Annotated in this window: 15 protein-coding genes and 1 tRNA gene; 9 read left to right on the top strand and 7 right to left on the bottom strand. The window is 56.5% G+C overall.

Translation table 11 applies throughout. From position 1 onward, the window contains the following. Nucleotides 1-157 precede the first annotated feature (157 nt). The 6 genes from ACVWYZ_RS04910 to ACVWYZ_RS04885 all read left to right on the top strand — a co-directional run bounded on the left by ACVWYZ_RS04910 (nt 158) and on the right by ACVWYZ_RS04885 (nt 7,028). Nucleotides 158-1,126, top strand: coding sequence for an isopenicillin N synthase family dioxygenase (locus tag ACVWYZ_RS04910; protein ID WP_457466372.1), 969 nt, complete (start codon nt 158-160; stop codon nt 1,124-1,126). An 18-nt stretch (nt 1,127-1,144) separates the two neighbouring features. Then, a complete protein-coding gene (locus tag ACVWYZ_RS04905) occupies nt 1,145-1,819 on the top strand; it encodes a cysteine hydrolase family protein (RefSeq protein WP_457466371.1) in 675 nt (224 codons plus the stop codon). Between the two features lie 34 nt (nt 1,820-1,853). Then, entirely contained in the window at nt 1,854-4,061 is a 2,208-nt protein-coding gene (locus ACVWYZ_RS04900; protein WP_457466370.1) for a phosphoketolase family protein, read from the top strand. A 56-nt stretch (nt 4,062-4,117) separates the two neighbouring features. Then, nucleotides 4,118-5,458, top strand: a complete 1,341-nt coding sequence (locus ACVWYZ_RS04895; protein ID WP_414417643.1) for an AAA family ATPase — start codon at nt 4,118-4,120, stop codon at nt 5,456-5,458. Further along, the gene (locus ACVWYZ_RS04890) at nt 5,451-6,095 is read left to right on the top strand and encodes a Rho termination factor (protein WP_457466369.1); all 645 of its coding nucleotides are present in this window, start codon (nt 5,451-5,453) and stop codon (nt 6,093-6,095) included. The genes ACVWYZ_RS04895 and ACVWYZ_RS04890 overlap by 8 nt, the downstream gene beginning before the upstream one ends. A gap of 489 nt (nt 6,096-6,584) precedes the next feature. After that, nucleotides 6,585-7,028, top strand: coding sequence for a DUF29 domain-containing protein (locus ACVWYZ_RS04885; RefSeq protein ID WP_457466368.1), 444 nt, complete (start codon nt 6,585-6,587; stop codon nt 7,026-7,028). Between the two features lie 120 nt (nt 7,029-7,148). Here the strand turns inward: ACVWYZ_RS04885 and ACVWYZ_RS04880 are convergent, their stop codons facing one another. The 5 genes from ACVWYZ_RS04880 to petP all read right to left on the bottom strand — a co-directional run bounded on the left by ACVWYZ_RS04880 (nt 7,149) and on the right by petP (nt 10,420). Further along, nucleotides 7,149-8,078 carry a restriction endonuclease gene (locus ACVWYZ_RS04880; RefSeq protein ID WP_457466367.1) on the bottom strand — a complete coding sequence of 310 codons (930 nt, stop codon included), beginning with the start codon at nt 8,076-8,078 and terminating at the stop codon, nt 7,149-7,151. Between the two features lie 133 nt (nt 8,079-8,211). Beyond that, nucleotides 8,212-8,283, bottom strand: a tRNA-Met gene (locus ACVWYZ_RS04875). 99 nt (nt 8,284-8,382) lie between these two features. Beyond that, nucleotides 8,383-9,843 carry a DASH family cryptochrome gene (locus ACVWYZ_RS04870; protein WP_457466366.1) on the bottom strand — a complete coding sequence of 487 codons (1,461 nt, stop codon included), beginning with the start codon at nt 9,841-9,843 and terminating at the stop codon, nt 8,383-8,385. A 12-nt stretch (nt 9,844-9,855) separates the two neighbouring features. Continuing rightward, nucleotides 9,856-10,185, bottom strand: a complete 330-nt coding sequence (locus ACVWYZ_RS04865; protein ID WP_238376891.1) for an HU family DNA-binding protein — start codon at nt 10,183-10,185, stop codon at nt 9,856-9,858. Between the two features lie 37 nt (nt 10,186-10,222). Next, nucleotides 10,223-10,420, bottom strand: a complete 198-nt coding sequence (petP, locus tag ACVWYZ_RS04860) for a cytochrome b6f subunit PetP (RefSeq protein WP_041436278.1) — start codon at nt 10,418-10,420, stop codon at nt 10,223-10,225. Nucleotides 10,421-10,573: 153 nt separating this feature from the next. On the opposite strand from petP, the gene ACVWYZ_RS04855 reads away from it, so the two are divergent. Further along, on the top strand, nt 10,574-11,017 hold the full coding sequence (locus tag ACVWYZ_RS04855) for an ATP-binding protein (protein ID WP_011432443.1): 444 nt from the start codon (nt 10,574-10,576) through the stop codon (nt 11,015-11,017). A gap of 3 nt (nt 11,018-11,020) precedes the next feature. On the opposite strand, the gene ACVWYZ_RS04850 is transcribed toward ACVWYZ_RS04855, so the two are convergent. After that, nucleotides 11,021-12,853 carry a DUF3352 domain-containing protein gene (locus ACVWYZ_RS04850; RefSeq protein ID WP_457466365.1) on the bottom strand — a complete coding sequence of 611 codons (1,833 nt, stop codon included), beginning with the start codon at nt 12,851-12,853 and terminating at the stop codon, nt 11,021-11,023. A 296-nt stretch (nt 12,854-13,149) separates the two neighbouring features. On the opposite strand from ACVWYZ_RS04850, the gene uvrB reads away from it, so the two are divergent. Beyond that, nucleotides 13,150-15,237: an excinuclease ABC subunit UvrB gene (gene uvrB, locus ACVWYZ_RS04845; RefSeq protein ID WP_457466364.1), complete on the top strand. Its 2,088-nt coding sequence runs from the start codon at nt 13,150-13,152 to the stop codon at nt 15,235-15,237. On the opposite strand, the gene ACVWYZ_RS04840 is transcribed toward uvrB, so the two are convergent. Further along, complete coding sequence (locus ACVWYZ_RS04840) at nt 15,234-15,365, bottom strand: hypothetical protein (RefSeq protein WP_414343450.1); 132 nt, start codon at nt 15,363-15,365, stop codon at nt 15,234-15,236. The two genes, uvrB and ACVWYZ_RS04840, sit on opposite strands and share 4 nt — an antisense overlap. Between ACVWYZ_RS04840 and ACVWYZ_RS04835 the strand changes: the two genes are divergently transcribed. After that, nucleotides 15,347-17,191 (top strand): mechanosensitive ion channel family protein, encoded by a 1,845-nt coding sequence (locus ACVWYZ_RS04835; protein WP_457466363.1) that lies wholly within the window; start codon nt 15,347-15,349, stop codon nt 17,189-17,191. The genes ACVWYZ_RS04840 and ACVWYZ_RS04835 overlap by 19 nt on opposite strands. Nucleotides 17,192-17,213: the final 22 nt, after the last annotated feature.

The following is a 17,213-nucleotide window of genomic DNA, read 5'->3' as shown; positions in this document are numbered from 1 at the left end:
TAGCTGAGCAGCTTTAGACTCTAGATATTGTAGATGAACCCCGAACAGACCGTCTTCGATTCAGAACTCTCCCCTTGGCTTCTTAGGAAGGATAGCATAGGGTACCAAGCCCGCTGCCTGAGAAAGTGTTGACTTTCCACCAGAGACGACTTCTGCCATGGCAACCACTCCCCAACGCCAGACCCTGCCAGTTGTCGATTTCGCCGCCTTTCAAAACGGAACGGCAGGTGAGCGGGAGCAGTTTGTCCGCCAGGTGGGGGAAGCCCTGCAGCAGATTGGCTTTTTTGCCTTGGTCAACCATGGCCTATCGCCGGAATTGATCCGGGAAGCCTATGAAGCCGCAGAAGCCGTTTTTCTTTTGCCAGAGCCAACCAAGAGAGCCTATGAGGATCCGGCGCTGCTGGGGCAACGAGGGTACACCCACTTCGGCAAAGAACATGCCAAAAATCACCCCTACCCTGACTTGAAAGAGTTTTGGCACATCGGGCGCGAAGGGGATCCCCACCTTCCTGCCAACATCTGGCCTCGGGAGGTGCCCCAATTTCGCAGGGTGATGGTAGAGCTGTTCGCCCAACTGGAAACCTGTGCCCAGGGCCTGTTGCAGGCGGTCTCTCTGTATCTGGGGGAGCCTGCCGAATACTTGCCCAAAGCGGTGGAAGGAGGAGCCAATCTCTTGCGGGTGATTCACTATCCGCCCCTTCCCGCTGAAGCCTCTCCCCAGAGTTTACGAGCTGCAGCCCATGAAGACATCAACTTGATCACGCTCTTGTGTGAAGCCACCGCACCAGGTCTAGAGCTTCTGCAACGAGATGGATCTTGGCTGCCCATTTCGGCCCTCCCTGGTCAGATCATTGTCGATGCTGGGGATATGCTGCAAAACCTCACCAATGGCCTGTTGCGCAGCACCACCCATCGGGTGACCAACCCCGACAACCCTCAAGAATGCCGCTTTTCCATTCCCTTCTTTGTGCATCCGCGGCCAGAGGTGGATCTCACGCCCTTGCCGACTTGTGTGGCCCGCACCGGCGGGATCCCTCGGTTCCCTTCCCTGACTGCCGGAGAATACTTGGCCCAGCGGTTGAGGGAAATTGGCCTGGCCGAGGCAGGATCCCCGCCCCAGCATTGATCCCAACTGGGGGTCTCTATGTTTCGGATCCCAGCCCTGCCCTACGAGTATGAAGTTCCCAGCCTGTCTCAGTTGGCCCTGGTGATCATCGATATGCAGCGAGATTTCCTGGAACCAGGCGGCTTTGGGGAGATGCTGGGCAACGATGTCACCCAACTGGGATCCATTGTGCCCACCCTGAAGGGGCTGCTGGACTTTTTTCGTCAAAAGGGCTTAACCGTCATCCACACCCTAGAGGGTCACCAGCCAGATCTCTCCGATTGCCCGCCCAGCAAGCGCAAACGCGGCAAGGGATCCCTGACCATTGGGGACGAAGGCCCTATGGGGCGGATTTTGATTCGGGGAGAACCGGGCAACGCCATCATCCCTGAGCTTGCTCCGCTTGCGGGAGAGATCGTCATTCCCAAACCCGGCAAGGGGGCTTTCTACGCCACCGAGCTGCAAGCAATCTTGCAAAAGCGCGGCATCACCCACCTGCTGTTCACCGGGGTAACCACAGAAGTCTGCGTGCAAACCACAATGCGCGAGGCCAATGACCGCGGCTATGAGTGCCTGCTGGTGGAAGATTGCACCGCCAGCTACTTCCCAGAGTTCAAGCAAGCCACCCTGGAGATGATCCGGGCGCAAGGGGGCATCGTCGGCTGGACGAGTTCTGCTCAGAACATCCAAAAAGCGTTATCGGGTTTACAGTGAGTGTGAATAACCCAACAAGCGTGAGGCTGAACCGATGACACTGGCTCAGGAGGCAACTGCCCAAGTCCCCGCCTTTTGCGAAGGGATCCAGTACTTCGGGGATCCCTGGCCGGAATTTGACCGCCTGGGCCAGGCCCCTGCAGTGGATGCCGGCACCGGGAAACTGAGGGATCCCGGCAGTCGCATGGCCGCCTACCAAACCTTGCTCTATGCCGATGCCTTGCGCTACCTCACCCTGCAAATGACCGCCAGTAAAGCCTCAGGCCATCCGGGCGGATTTGCCAGCCAAGCAGAAGCCTATGCAGCTCTGGTGTACCTGGGCCAGAAGAACATCCCCACCGAAGTCGGGCACCACGCGCCGGGCTTTTACGCGGCCATGTTCTTGGATGGATCCCTGGCCGAGATGGGCATCCACACCGTCTCCGACCTACGGGCCCGTTTTCGAGAACGGGAAGGGCTGTTGGGTCACCTCTCTGGCTACATTCCCGGACTGCTGGCACCGGCTGGGCCACTGGGGCAGGGGCAGCACTTTGCCATGGCAGGAGCCCTGCTCTATCCAGATCGCCTCTTCCCGGTCACGATTGGGGATGGCGGCCTGGGAGAGCCCTATGTGATGAGCTCCATGATTCACTTTCACACCGCTTTCCCGCAGCGCACCAACTTCCTGCCGGTGCTGGTCTGGAACGGCTACAGCCAAGAGCACCACAGCATGATCTCCACCGCCAGCAACGCCCAGATGGCCGAGTATTGGCGGGGCAACGGCTTTGAGGAAGTGGTGTTGGTGGATGCCAAGGACTTTGACGATGCCCAACAGCCTGGCCCTTACGTCGACAGCACTCAGTTTTCCCTAGAAGCCCGCCTTGCCTTTGCCCAAAGGGTGCTGATCGAAATGGAGCGAGCCATCCAATCAGCCCTGAGCGGACAATTAACGGTTTTCATCCTCAAGCAACTGAAGGGGGCTGGGGTACATGCCAAGGGATCCAAGTCCCACAACCTCTACGGCCACCACACTCTGGATCACCCGGACATTGTGGCGGCTCTGCGGGCGCGGGCCTTACATCCGGCAGCTTGGGCCCTGGTGCGACAAAACTGCCAACGGGCAGCCGGGGGGCCAGCCGCCAAGGTGGCGGTTACAGAGTTCGTTCGGCCTTTGCCGCCTTTGGGATCCCTGAACCTGACGGAGTTTCCCCTGGGGGACAAGCAGGTTTCTACCACTGCCATCGGATCCCTGGTGGTGCAGGTGGGGCAGAAAGATCCCGACTTTTTGGTGGCCAATGCCGACGGCAACGAAGCTTCCGGCATCGCCAATGTGAACCAAGGTCTCAAGGTGATTCACCCCACGGTGGATCCCTTATACAACCAACAGCCCCAAGGCCAGGTCTACGAACCCCTGAGCGAAGATGCCTGCGCGGGGCTAACGGCGGGCCTAGCCCTCTTCGGCGGACGCTCCCTGTGGTGCTCCTACGAGTCCTTTGCCGTCAACGGCCTACCCATCTGGCAGACGGTAACCCAAGCCATGGCGGAGCTGCGCCGGCCCACCCCCTCGGCCATTGCCCTCTTCACTGCCGGCGCTCTGGAACAGGGGCGTAACGGCTGGACCCACCAACGCCCGGAAATTGAGGCCTACCTGGCAGCCATGATGCGCAACGGCAACATCTTTCCCCTCTTCCCGCCGGATGCCAACTGTGCCCAAGCTGCCTACGAATGGGCCTTATCCACCCACAACAAAGGGATCCCTATCATCGCCAGCAAAACCCCCCTGCCCATCCGCACCACCCTAGAACAAGCCCGCCAAGCAGTAGAGCAAGGCTGCACCGTCCTTCAGGAGTTTCCCGGATCCCGCACCGTGGTCTTTGCCGTGGTGGGGGATATGATTCTCCTGCCCGTGTTCGAGGCGGCTGAACAGCTCCAAGCCCAAGGGATCGGCTGCAAAATCGTCTCGGTGATTAACCCCCGCCGTCTGTATCGCCCCGGCGACGTGGCTTGGTCCACCTGTGCCCAGCCAGATGGGGAATTCATGTCCGACCAAGAATTTGCCGCTTGGTTTGCCGGCGAGGCCCTCATCGGCGTAACAGGCGGGGCCAGCCTGATGTTGGAGCCTCTGACATTGCGCTACACTGGCCCGCGCGACATTTTTGCCTGGAAACGCGGCGAAACCACCGCCACCCCCGCCGAATTGATGGACTACAACGGCCTGACAGCCCAAGCACTAGCAGAACGAGCCAAGCAACTGCTATGCTGAGGGCGAGCTTTTAGCTTGGTTAGCATTGTCCACCTTATTTTTTCCTATTTTTTCCTATGACTGCGGCTAGCTCTCTCCGAGAGAAGCTTGAGAGGATATCTCCCACCGAGAGGGTAGAGCGAGTTATTGTCCAACACTTTGCTGTTCCTCTCCTGCAGGCGCTTGGCTTTGACGAGTTGGAAATTAGAGAAGAATTCGAGACAGGTTGCGGCCAGGTCGATCTCGCAGCAAGAAAGAACGGAGATCCTGAAGATATTTTCTTTAGATCCCCGAAGAATCCCTACTTGCTTTTGGAGGCAAAATCTAGAGCAGTTAATCTCAGAGAAGGATCTTGCTATAGAGATGCGGTTTGTCAGATAGAAAGTTACTTGCTTGCCAAGAACTGCAAATCTGCAAAATGGGGAATTATCACCAATGCAAATAACATCCAGCTTTGGAGGAAGCACGGAAAAGTCGTTCACCCCGCTACAGCAAACCTTGATATTAGCTCAGATAACATTGAGAGCATAGTGCGTAACTTGCGAGACAAGATAGAAAACTATGAGCGCGCTCTGACTGTATGCGTGTATAACAATAAAGGGGGCGTAGGCAAAACAACGACGATCATTAACCTTGCGGCAACACTAGCAACCACAACACTAGCAACCAAGAGAAAAAAGGTCTTAGTTGTTGACTTTGATTCTCAGGGTGATCTGACAAGAAGTTTGGAAGCCACTCCTGGAAAAATTACACTGACGCAATGTTTAAAGGATCCCAAAATAGACGTCCATGCCATTGTCCAAACATATAAACTCAAGGGATTTTCCATCTTCGACATTATCCCAAGAGACCCTGAACTAGAGACGTTGACTGATAGCCGGGCAGTAGCATATATCCCAAAGGGAACTCGGCGCCTTCGCGATCTCATTGCTCCTCTTCGCAATGAGTATGATTACATCCTAATCGACTGCCCAACTCAATGGCTTTACTTCAGCCAAAGTGGTGTTTTTGCTGCCGATGTTATTTTGATACCTACCCGCCCCGACGATCTGTCTTCCCTGAATAATGCTGCTAGAGTAATCACCAGCTTTGTTCCAGAAACTGCTAGGTCACGACAGGATGGTGGCCCTATTGCTTTGCCTACCTTTTTCAACGGCGTCTCTTCGGGAAGTGAATACACTATTAGACTAGCTCACGAAGAGATAAGTAAGCTTATCAACCAGGAGAAAAGTGTAGATCTACGTCCATATTTCTGGCCGCATTTTAAGAAAGGTAATGAAAACAAAAGCATTTTTAGGATACCTGACTATGCAGTGATATCCTCTGCAAAGTTTGCTCGAATTCCTGCCGTCTTTAAGGACAGGAGAGTTTTAGAATACTACCAGAGTCTTGCCCGTGAGTACTTTATCGATGAGTGAGTTTTCAGATCTAGGTAGATTGGTTAACTTACCCCTTGAGAGCATTACGCCCGCCGATGGGTTTTCTGCTCCCTCCTTCCTTGTTGCCGCAGCCGCAGATCAGCTAAGGGCGACAGGAGGACACAACTGGGTTCCTCTGCTGGTGGTCGAGGCTGGCGACTATCAGTACAAGGTTATTGGTAACCATTTTGTCTATGCAGTTGCTCAAGAAGCGGGACTGGAAAGGCTATGGTGTATCGTTGTCGATCCTGATCCAGAGCAGGTTAAGCAGGCCCAGATTCTCGCCAAAGAAATTGTTCCGAAGGTAAATTTGACCAATACATCGAGAGAGACTATCTTGGCTGCGCTAAGATACCTAGCCGAGCAACCCAGCAGTCCCCTCAAGGGAGTCGATGTAACCATTGCAGCTGCCCGGATTGCAGAGGCGGATAGAAGTTGGTGGCAGGACTTAACCCCCATAACCAAGCTTGGGTGCAAAATTACGCGAGGCAAAAAACTGGATGCCCTATCGGAAGTATTTTTCGTAACTCCTACAGCGTTGCCCCCTACTCTGAAGAAATCATCCAAGAGATCTGCCGCATCCGCTGGCGCGAAGAAAGCGACCTCAACTCGCTCGCGGAAAAAAGGAGAGAGCTGAAAGGGATCCCTTCAAAAACATATTCTCCTCTCCACATCACCGAGGCCCGACTCCGCTTGCTGTGGGATGCCTGCCTCAAGCCTCCCTTTGAATGGCTACTGCCACCCCAAACAGCCTTGGCCGCTCTCAACAACAGCCTCCATGGCAGGTATGCTCTGCTTACCTAGGACGACCGGATCCATCTGGAGCTCATGCACAGGATGATCACCAGCATCTTGGAGATCGACCTGACCCAAACCGTCCGGTATTATCTTGACCACAGGGATCCCCCCCTTATCGCCTGGATCCTGGGCCGTGATCAAGCGCTCCAGACCTGTTGAAACCTCATATTGTTCAGGGTCAGGCCCCATTGGGATCCAACGCTGCCACAGATCCGAGGCTTTGTAGCTACAGAGTTTGAGGACTCGATAAACTTATGAGGTCGAAGCTCAACGGCTGGAACCGGTAGGATTGACTTATCTTTGGCCGGTGTCCTGTTAGGAATGGATCATGGCGCTTTACGACTGCGACTTTTATGCCTGGACGCAAGAGCAAGCCGCACTGCTGAGATCGGGGCAATGGGATCGATTGGATATTCCCAACTTGGTGGAGGAGATTGAGGCTTTGGGCAGGCAAGAACGCCGCGAATTGGTGAATCGGCTAGGGATCCTGGTGGGCCATTTGCTAAAGTGGCAGTTTCAGCCTCAACAACGAAGCAAAAGTTGGACAGCCACAATCATCGAACAGCGGCAAGAGGTGCAGGAGTTAATTGCGGATAATCCCAGCCTTAAGTCTTATCTGGTTGAAGCAATGAATAAAGCTTATCAAAAGAGCGTCCTGCTGGTGGTTAAAGAAACGCCTCTATCTCTGGACGATTTGCCTGCCCAGTGTCCCTACACATTGGATCAGGTGATGGATCCCAACTTTTACCCCGAACAGGAGAATTCCCAGTGACGCTAGACCTCGATACTTATGCCCATACTTAAGAAGGCGATGGCACTACATGAACTTTGCTAGCTTTGCTCCTTGTGTTAACTCTGCTGGCCCTAGCAGCTCAATTTTCTCACTCCGATGTTAGATGCTCTCTTCAAAATAATCACTATCAATCTTCTTTACCGGATACAATGAAACTGTAGATACGCCAACATCGTGCTCAATCATTAGATTTGTTAGTTGTTCGCCGTCAATCAAAACAATCTTACTGCCGATCTGCGAAACGTAGCTGCTAGCGTCTTCAGTAAACCTGGAGGTAGTGATAAAAATACCCTTGTTTGCTCTTTGAGCCTGTAAAGCACCCACAAACTGCATGACATCAGGACGACCTACCGGATTGCTATCCCAACGCTTTGCCTGAATATACACAACATCAAGACCGAGTTTGTCCTCTTTTATGATCCCATCAATTCCACCATCTCCACTCTTGCCAATTGCTTTGCCCGCATCTGCTCGTGAACCTCCATAGCCCATTTTGACCAGCAGTTCCACAACAACCTTTTCGAAGAAGGCAGGCGATACTTTCTTTAGCTTGGCAAGCAGTTCATCGGCCAGTTTGTCACGGAGATTTTCATACGCAGCTTCTAACTGCTCTAATGGTGTCGCTGCCGAAGTCTCTGATAAAGCTTTTTGTTTGCTTGCCTTGTTGCTGCTTCTTGTGCCTTTGGGCCCCTCAAATTCTCGGAATTCAGGATATTGCCTGAGTAACTCTACATTGATGGTTTTGGGCTGTTTTTCAAGAAGATCTCTTCCGCGGTCAGTAATTTGGTAGAATCCTCTGCGCGTTGTTTCCAGCAGCCCTGCCTTTTTCATATAAGTTGCAGCCCAGCCGACGCGATTGACAAAGGTTGGCTGTACACCGCTCGGCAGCATCTCCCTGAGATCGTCCTCTGTGAGGCCCAGTTCCTTTGCTAGAGCTTCAACAGCCTCGCTGGTTGATATTTCAGTGCCTTTGCGGGCTGCAAACTGAAGAAGTGGCAACATCAAGCTCTGATAATCCGGAACGGCCATCTGTAGAACCGATGTGAAGACAGGGATCTCAAACCGAAGTAGGTTCCACCCATAACTTTACGCCAACCCTCTGCTGCAAGCCAGCTAGGGTATCTGTCAGGCTCGGAAACCTCTGACAAGAGTTTGGCATGGATGGCTCAGGCGTGATTTGAACACGCGACCAAGGGCTTATGAGTCCCCTGCTCTACCGCTGAGCTACTGAGCCAGGACAGCGCTTAACTAGAATAGCACTCTTGGGCCGGAACTGCGCCTCAGAAAATCCCCTCAGCCCCCTCTCGGGAAGAAGCCCCAGACAAGGCAATGCCTATCGGCAGGCCAGGGCAGCTTCGTAAACCCGTCGGTTGGCCGCGAGAGACTTCTCCAAATCCACCAGTGGGCGAGGGTAGTCCACCCCCAATCGGACTCCAAATTGCTTCTGCTCGGCAGCAGTGAGGCGATAGGGCTCGTGGATTTTATCCCCCGGGATCCCGGCCAATTCCGGCAACCAGTGGCGCAGATAGTCTCCTTTGGGATCGTACTCGCGAGATTGCTTGGGGATGTGGAAGTAGCGGAAGCCACGGGCATCGTTCCCTACGCCGGCGGTGTAGTTCCAATTGCCGTAGTTGCTGGCCACGTCGTAGTCGATGAGCAGCGACTCAAACCACTCAGCGCCCATGCGCCAGTCGATGCCCAGGTTCTTGGTCAAAAAGCTGGCCACATTCTGCCGTCCCCGGTTGGACATAAATCCGGTAGCCGCCAGCTCCCGCATGTTGGCATCCACCAAGGGGTAGCCCGTCTCACCCCGACACCAAGCCTGAAAGCGCGGCCAATCCTGCTGCCAAGGGATAGGGATCCCTTGGATCCCAGAAGGACGGAACAGTTTGGCGCCGTGCTTGGCCAAGATAAACCGAAAATAATCCCGCCACAGCAGCTCGAACACCAGCCAGTAGGTGGACTCATTGCGCACCCGCTCCTGCTCATAACGCTTGACCTCGGCATAGACGGTGCGGGCCGAGATACAGCCCAGCGCCAACCAAGCAGAAAGCCGGGAGCTATCGTCGGGATCCAACATGCCGTTGCGGGTTTCTTTGTAGATGCGCAGCCGATCCAGATCCCAAAAGTAGGTTTGCAGGCGGGCATGGGCAGCAGTGCTGCCGCCAAGGTAGGTGAAGCGGGCCCGTGGATCCCTAGCAGGTGAAGATAGCCCCAGCGAGGCCAGGGTGGGCAGAGGGCCGGGATCCAAACCCGATGGCAGGGGGGGGATCGAGGGAATGGGCAAGGGATCCCGGATGGGAGTGCTTTCCTCGACTTGCTTTCGAAAGCGGGTGAACAGCTCCGGCAGTTGCGAGAGACAAAAGGGGAGATCCTCAGGGTGATAGAGGGTATGGCCCCAATCAACCTGCAGCCGGATCCCCAGAGACCGCAAAGCCCGCTCAACAGCAGCCGCCACCTCCTTCTCCTCGGTGCCCACCTCTTCATGGGCATAGACCGCCTCGACCCCCCACTCCTGTGCCAAGGTGGGGATCACCTGTTCTGGCTGTCCCTGGCGGATCACCAAATCCGAGCCGCGCGACCGCAACTGCTGCCGCAGATCTGCCAAACTCTCCAGCAAAAACTGACCGCGGAAAGGGCCGGTTCTGGGGCGGAGCCCAAGGGAAGTCTGGCCAAACTGGCGGGGATCCAAGCAATACAAGGGGATCAAAGGGGATCCCTGTTGGCAGGCCCGCGTCAGCGGCTGGTGATCCAGCAGGCGCAAGTCGGTGCGAAACCACAGCAGGACGGTCATTCTGCAGCTACCCTACACGGATCCCGCGGACTCAGACTTGGACACCCGAACCCCAGCTGGACGCCCCAGCTCAGGGCTGGGAACAAAATGAGGCACATCGGCAGCCGGGATGTGAACAGGGGCCTTGGTGCGCGGATGATAGGTTTGCCGGGCGGGACGATGGCGCAGGGAGAACGTGCCAAAGCGAGCCAGCCGCACGGATCCCCCCTGGGCCAGGCATTGGCTAATGCTGTCCAGCATAGCCTCCAGAGCAGCAGCAGCCATTTCCACGGTCAGGCCATCCACCTGCGCGGCCATCTGGCGGGCCAGCAAACGGCGAGTCAAATGAGGAGGAGAAGCCACCAACCGACCCTCTAGACAACAGAACACAGACAGGGGCTTAGAGCACCTCCAGTTCACTCTCGAAAAACCAATGTCGAGAGCGATCGGGAAACTCCAGAATGTAGCCGACACCGCTGCCATCGACCACACGCCGTGCCAGCACCACAGCCTCTTTGCCCACCAGGGCGCTGAGGTTTTCTTGTCCGCGATCCTGGACAGAGCGAACTTTGACCTTATTGCCAACTTTGATTGCCATAGCCGATTCGGCAAAACCGCGAAGAGACTTACCACTCAAGATGGTACGGCAAAAGTCTCCTTGCCAAGATCCTGCCGCACCTCTGCTGGAGTTGACCCCGATGGGATTGCTAGGATGGAGTAAGAGTGCTGCGCCCCCGGGAAGACCGCCTCCGTGATTGCCCTTTCCCTCAAACCCGCCCACTGCTCCTGGAGCGTTATCAGCTTTCCCTCCACCCTCTACACTCAGCCTGTCCTCGATCTCTTGATCTCAAAAGTCCCTCCTGCCTGGAGAGCGGAAATACGTTTGGGCCTACAGGAAGCAATCATCAATGCCGTCCGCCACGGCAACGGCCTCGACCCCAACAAGAAGGTGATCATCGAGTACGCCAGCTCGGAGCCCTTTTACCAATGGCTGGTGCGAGATCAAGGGCCCGGCTTTTGTCCCCAAGAGAAGCTCCACCGATGCCAACATAACATCTTGGAAACCGAAGAGTCGGGCCGAGGAATGCTGCTGCTCACCCAAATCTTCGACTTTGTGGAGTGGAATGAAACAGGCAACCAGGTCTACCTGGCCAAATACATCCACGCCAACTGCCGGGATCCCTGGATAGTCTGACCCTCAATGCCACTCCCAAAACAGCTTGCCCATTTGGGTAATCTGGCAGCCCCGATCGGGGTAGGGAGCTTCAGAAACCGCTAGGGCTGTGGTGGCGAAGGCAAAGCGCGTGGATGCCCAGCGGGATCCCTTAGCGCTCCGCGCCGCTGACGCGACCGGGTCGGGCAGCTCGCTTTCCAAGAGCAACCCCAGGGATCCATAGCCATAGCCCAAATTGCGGTGGGGCAGGGAAGCCACCAACTTGCGCCAGGCGCGATTTGCACTCAAGGGGGGATCCGCGAGGGCCGTCTCCAGAGCCCCCAAAGAAGAGGCCAGGTAGGAATAGCCTCTGCGATCGGCATGATACACCTGTGCCGGCAGCGGGATCCCTGGCAGCGTTAGCGCTCCGCGCCGCTGACGCGACTGGGGGAGAGCCTCTGCCGCCTGCAATGACGCGGATCCTCCTTTCCCGCTGACTTCCAGCGGCTCGCCTGCCAACACAGGGATCTCCGGTCGATGGATAGAGCGGTAAGGACTCCGTCCCGCTGTCGCCACCGGCGGGGGTTCTGACGGCAAGGACTCCGTCTCCCCCGCAGGAGTGGTCGGTTGGGCCCAGGCAGTGGCGGTGCCGCGCTTCGTTGCCAGAGAGATTACCTGCCAGCCTTGGGCGCGTGCCCGCTCATCCAAGTCGAAATAAGGACTCCGTCCCGCTGTCGCGACCGACTCATCCGGCAGCTTACCGACCCACAGCCAGGCTGGATCCCCGTCCCCGGGCAAAAGGGCAAAGGCAAACTCTCCCCGTTCCGGCAACAGACGCTGCCAGTCCAGCGCCACCTGAGATTGCAAGCGCTGCAGCCACTGGCCGGGATCCACCCGCAATCCCAGGGGATTTAGGGGCTGGATCTGCCCCAGGCTCTGCCAAACTGAGGCCAGATTCTCTCCGGAAACCAGCGCCAAGGTCTCATCCGGCAGATGTTGAAGGATCTGCGGGCGAAAGGCTTCTGCTGTCGGCAAGGAGAACCCGGCAGGCGCATGCCAGAGGGCAGCACTTTCGGCCACCAAGCCGCGGAAGTTTACCCCCAACCCCAGCCCTACCGCCTGCAACGTCAGCCCGTCTGGAGAAACCGCCTCTGGATTTTGCCAGAAGGCCCAACCCACATGCGCCTCCCGCAAGGGCTGGATGACCTGCTGAAACAGAGGCTGAGCCACCAGAGACAACTGCGGCAACTGCCAAGCATCGATTGCAGCCCGAATGGCAGCAGGCTGCTCCGCCAGCAACACGTATTGCTCGCCGAAAACGGCTGCCGAGAACCCCTGCAGGCCCGGAATCGGGCTAGACACCACCTGAATGCCCTTGTAAGTGTCCACCTGCACCGGCCTCCCGGCCAAGCTCTGCCGTTCCCACAACAGGTTCAGCTCAAACTGAGAGAGCGCCGCATCCCGCGTTTCCAGGGCAACCAAAGTGCCCCACTCCGGCAAGCTGGCCAAGAGGGTGCTCCTCCCCAGCCAGGGCCGCACCTCCCGCTCGAAATCAAGGGATCCCCCGGCCAGCATGGATCCCAGCCAGCCCGGGCCTTCGGGGGAGAAAAACTTTTGCCACTGCTGACGGGCAGCGCGTCGCTGGGGGGCAGGAGTTGCCGCTTGCCAAAACGCTTGCACCTCGTCCAGGGGAACAGCCAACACCAGCAGCGCTTGCGCAGAGCTGGGGGCAAAGCCCACAATGGGTGGCAGCTCCGGGTGGGCCAGCAACAAAGCTACCGGACTGCGGGTGAGCAGCCACACGACAACCCACACCATCAGGGCGGCCAGAAGACCCAACCCGATTAGGATCCCGCGCAAGAGTTGCCGTCGTCCCATATCTCATCTCTTCACCGAGGGAGACGTAGCGCGTGTACCCAGGCCCTAATGCTTCACATCACTGGCATGAACAGGCCCAGGAAGAAGCGCTGCCCTCAGTCCTGCATGATAAAACCTTACCATGGAACAGAGGCTAACCCTGGTGTGCCAGCTGGAGCCCACCGCTGAGCAGGCGGCCAAGTTTAGAGGCACCCCACAAGCCTTTGTGATCCGCACCACCATTCCAAACCAACGTGCAGATCAGCCCTGCCTTGACCAGCCCGGCAGCTATCTAGGCCCATCCGAAAGTCAAACCCATGTCAGAGTTTCAACTGGTTTCTCCCTATCAACCCACCGGAGATCAACCTAAGGCAATTGCCGGCTTGGTGAAGTCGATTTCAGAAGGCCATCGTTTTCAAACCTTGCTGGGAGCAACCGGAACCGGCAAAACATTTACCATCGCCCACACCATCCAGCAAATCGGCAGGCCCACCTTGGTGATGGCCCACAATAAGACGCTGGCGGCACAACTGTGCAATGAGCTACGAGAGCTGTTTCCCAATAATGCCGTCGAATACTTCATCAGCTATTACGACTATTACCAACCGGAAGCCTATGTTCCCAGCACCGATACTTACATCGCCAAATCTTCCTCTATCAACGATGAAATCGATATGCTGCGGCACTCGGCTACCCGCTCTTTGTTTGAACGGCGAGATGTGATTGTGGTGGCCTCGGTGAGCTGCATCTATGGTCTGGGCATGCCAGAAGAATACCTGAAGGCTTCCATCCCCTTCAAAGTCGGCCAGGAGATCAACCAACGGGATGTCTTGCGGGCTCTGGCCAGCATCCAGTACGAGCGCAACGATTTAGAGCTGGTGCGAGGGCGATTTCGCCTCAAAGGAGATGTGCTGGAAATTGTGCCGGCGTATGAGGATCGGGTAATTCGCATCGAATTTTTTGGGGATGAGATCGAGGCCATTCGCTTAATCGACCCGGTTACAGGTGAGATTTTGAACAGCCTCAGCGCCCTTAGAGTTTATCCTGCTCGGCACTTTGTAACGCCGGAAGCACAACTGGAGCGGGCAATCCTCAACATCGAGCAAGAACTGGAAGAGCAACTGGCCCTCTTTCTCAAAGAAGGCAAGCTCCTGGAAGCCCAACGGCTGGAACAGCGCACCCGCTACGACCTAGAAATGCTGCGGGAGGTGGGCTATTGCAATGGGATCGAAAACTACTCTAGACATTTAACGGGACGCAAAGCAGGAGAGCCCCCCGCCTGCTTGGTGGATTATTTCAAGGCCAACGATTGGCTGCTGGTGGTGGATGAATCCCACGTGACCGTGCCCCAAATTCGCGGCATGTACAATGGCGACCGTGCCCGCAAGCAGGTGCTGGTGGATCACGGTTTTCGCCTGCCCAGCGCCCTCGACAATCGCCCCCTCAAAGCCGAAGAGTTTTGGGCCAAAGTTCATCAGTGCATCTTTGTTTCGGCTACTCCCGGCAACTGGGAACTAGAGCAGAGCGAGGCCCAATTTGAAACCCGGGTGGAAGATGGCAAGACCTTGAAGTTTTATGTGCAGGGCAGCGGTCGGGTTATCGAACAGGTGATTCGGCCCACTGGGGTGGTGGATCCCGAGGTGCATGTGCGCCCCACGGCTGGGCAAGTGGACGATTTGCTGGGAGAAATTTACTTGCGATTGGAACGCTCTCAGCAGGGATCTGCCGAACGGGTGATCGTGACCACCCTCACCAAACGGATGGCAGAAGATCTCACAGAATATCTCCAGGAGCGAGGGATCCGAGTTCGCTATTTGCATTCCGAGATCACCTCGATTGAGCGAATTGAAATCTTACAAGATTTTCGAGAAGGGGCCTTTGACGTGTTGGTGGGGGTCAACTTGCTGCGGGAAGGGTTGGACTTGCCAGAAGTTTCTTTGGTGGCCATTTTGGATGCCGACAAAGAAGGGTTTTTGCGAGCAGAGCGCTCCCTGATTCAGATGATCGGGCGGGCAGCGCGGAATGTCCGTGGAACGGTGGTGATGTACGCCGACACCATGACCAGCAGCATGGCCCGGGCCATTGCCGAAACCCAGCGTCGCCGCGAAATTCAATTGCAATACAACCGCCAACACAACATCACGCCCAAGCCCATCGTCAAGAAAAACAGCAATGCCATCTTGTCTTTTTTGGCCATCTCCCGCAAACTTAACGACCCAGATTTGGAAAAAGCCTTTCAAGCTGCGCAAGAGATCCCTCTCTCCGAGATTCCGGAGCTGATCGGCCAACTGGAACTGAAGATGAAAGAGGCCGCCAAAAACCTAGAATTTGAGGAAGCCGCCGAGCTGCGAGATAGAATCAAAAAGCTGCGTCAACGCCTTCTGGGCCATTCTCAGGGCACCTAAAATCCTTGCTCAGATCGGCCAAAATTGAGGTCGGCTTGTGCCACCATGAGCTTGCGGGGCAGCACCAGGGATCCCCAATTGATCGATAGGCGTTCGTACCAAACCGGCCATGCAGGACTCCGTCCCATTTCGGCGAGCAGTTCTCTTGATTGGGCTGACGGTGGGGATAGGTCTCTGGCTTACCCCTGCCGTCGCCTCTGCCTCCTCAGGGATCCCCTTGGCTCAAGCCCTTGAATTTCGGGATCCCAACTTTTTCCTGGCCGATCCCCGACCCACACCGGCTGAAGCGCCAACTCCTGAGGGATCCCCTGCTCCGGCTCCCAGCCCAGTCGGGATCCCTTTGACCGGCCAAGAGGGCACAGAAGTGCTGGTCGGGAACATACCGGTGTTCCGCCTGCAGACGGCAGACTACCCCAGCGATGTGCGGGCCGACAACGTTCGGGCAATCATCGAGCGCTTTCTCGAAGAAGGGCAGTTGCCACAGCCAGAGGTACGGGTAGCCCAGGATGCCAATGGGCAATACATCTTACGCCTGGGGGAAAGAGGCCGCTTTGAGGCCACCCAACGGTATTTGTTTACCGTCACCTATGCCGATGCTGCCGCAGAGCGCAGGGTGGCACCGGGTCAGGTGAGCCTGAATGACGTGCGTCTGGTGGCTAACAGTTGGGCGCGGCGGTTGGAGCAAGCGATTGCCGATTACCGCGAAGATCTGCTGGCTCTGCAGCGGGCCCAGGATCCGCGCGTGCTGGTTCTGACCCTCCTGGCAGGGATCGCCACCCTGGTGGTGGGGTTCTTCCTCTGGCGGCTGTTCGACCGCAGCCTAACCCGTCTGCAAGGCTGGTTGGAGCTTAAGGCCGGAGAGGCCTGGGGCACCTGGATCGATGTGGGTGGGATGCTGCTGCGGGGCGTGGGGGCAATCCTCATCGCCGGCATCTCGCTGGATCGCGGTATCAGCTTCATCCCTGCCCTACGACCGTTTCAGCGCTCCTTTTACCTGGGCCTGGGTCGTGTGGTCGCCACGGCTCTGGGCGTTCTCACCCAACCTCTGCCCAACTCCAGCGTTTCGATTGCCAGCTTGCTGGTCTTCCTCCTCCTTTCTATCTTGGTTTTTACTGGCGCCCACTACGTCAGTGTTGGCTTCAAGCAGCGCTTTTTGGCACGCCTGGGGCTGGATCTGGGCACCCAAGAGTCTTCGGCGGCCATCTTCAAGTACATCCTGACCCTGTTCGGCATCCTTCTGGTCTTGCCCTTCAGCGGCCTTAATCTGGGCTCCTTGGCGGTTATTGCCGGGGCGGTGGGTTTGGGGATCGGTTTTGGTTTGCAAAACCTCTCCAACAACTACATCAGCTACATTGCCATTTTGCTGGAGCGCCCCATCCAAATCGGGGATCTGGTGGAAGTGGACAACCTGCTCGGCACAGTGGAGCGCATTGGCCCACGGGCCACCGTCTTGCGCACCCTGGATCGCATTTTTGTGATTGTGCCCAACTCCCGCTTTACCGAATCGAAGGTGGTGAACTGGAGCTACCGGGATCCCCGCTGTCGCATTCACATTCCTGTGGGCGTGGCCTACGGCTCCGATACCGCCTTGGTTACCGAAGCCCTGCTCAGCGCCGCCAGAGAAAATGCTCGGGTGTTGAGCAGCCCTGCCCCCCAAGTCTGGCTCAAGTCCTTTGGCCCTTCTGCACTTAACTTTGAGCTGCTGGTGTGGATCAACCGTCCTCAAGATCAGTTTGTCTTGATCAGCGAGCTAAACTTCCTGATCGAGGCTGAGTTTCGGCGACGTGGGATCCGCATCCCCTTCCCGCAACAAGATATTCATATCCGCAGCCTAGAGGGATTTGCCCCCCTCAGTCAAAATGGCGGATCCCCTTCTTTGCCCGATACCGACTCCATTCACTCTGCCCTCAAAGAAGCGGCTCAATCGCCGGAAGACCAAAATGGTGTTTCCTAAGCTATTGCCTGCCATTGACACC

This window comes from Thermostichus sp. MS-CIW-37 (genome assembly GCF_054060065.1).
Note: the sequence above shows the minus strand (reverse complement) of the source record. Positions and strands in the feature narration are given on the sequence as shown.

What these genes read in the sequence shown, in the direction of transcription:
- ACVWYZ_RS04910 (WP_457466372.1), top strand. Translation starts at nt 158, where the DNA reads ATGGCAACCACTCCCCAACGCCAGACCCTGCCAGTTGTCGATTTCGCC.
- ACVWYZ_RS04905 (WP_457466371.1), top strand. Translation starts at nt 1,145, where the DNA reads ATGTTTCGGATCCCAGCCCTGCCCTACGAGTATGAAGTTCCCAGCCTG.
- ACVWYZ_RS04900 (WP_457466370.1), top strand. Translation starts at nt 1,854, where the DNA reads ATGACACTGGCTCAGGAGGCAACTGCCCAAGTCCCCGCCTTTTGCGAA.
- ACVWYZ_RS04895 (WP_414417643.1), top strand. Translation starts at nt 4,118, where the DNA reads ATGACTGCGGCTAGCTCTCTCCGAGAGAAGCTTGAGAGGATATCTCCC.
- ACVWYZ_RS04890 (WP_457466369.1), top strand. Translation starts at nt 5,451, where the DNA reads ATGAGTGAGTTTTCAGATCTAGGTAGATTGGTTAACTTACCCCTTGAG.
- ACVWYZ_RS04885 (WP_457466368.1), top strand. Translation starts at nt 6,585, where the DNA reads ATGGCGCTTTACGACTGCGACTTTTATGCCTGGACGCAAGAGCAAGCC.
- ACVWYZ_RS04880 (WP_457466367.1), bottom strand. Translation starts at nt 8,078, where the DNA reads ATGGCCGTTCCGGATTATCAGAGCTTGATGTTGCCACTTCTTCAGTTT.
- ACVWYZ_RS04870 (WP_457466366.1), bottom strand. Translation starts at nt 9,843, where the DNA reads ATGACCGTCCTGCTGTGGTTTCGCACCGACTTGCGCCTGCTGGATCAC.
- petP (WP_041436278.1), bottom strand. Translation starts at nt 10,420, where the DNA reads ATGGCAATCAAAGTTGGCAATAAGGTCAAAGTTCGCTCTGTCCAGGAT.
- ACVWYZ_RS04850 (WP_457466365.1), bottom strand. Translation starts at nt 12,853, where the DNA reads ATGGGACGACGGCAACTCTTGCGCGGGATCCTAATCGGGTTGGGTCTT.
- uvrB (WP_457466364.1), top strand. Translation starts at nt 13,150, where the DNA reads ATGTCAGAGTTTCAACTGGTTTCTCCCTATCAACCCACCGGAGATCAA.
- ACVWYZ_RS04835 (WP_457466363.1), top strand. Translation starts at nt 15,347, where the DNA reads ATGCAGGACTCCGTCCCATTTCGGCGAGCAGTTCTCTTGATTGGGCTG.
- ACVWYZ_RS04840 (WP_414343450.1), bottom strand. Translation starts at nt 15,365, where the DNA reads ATGGGACGGAGTCCTGCATGGCCGGTTTGGTACGAACGCCTATCGATC.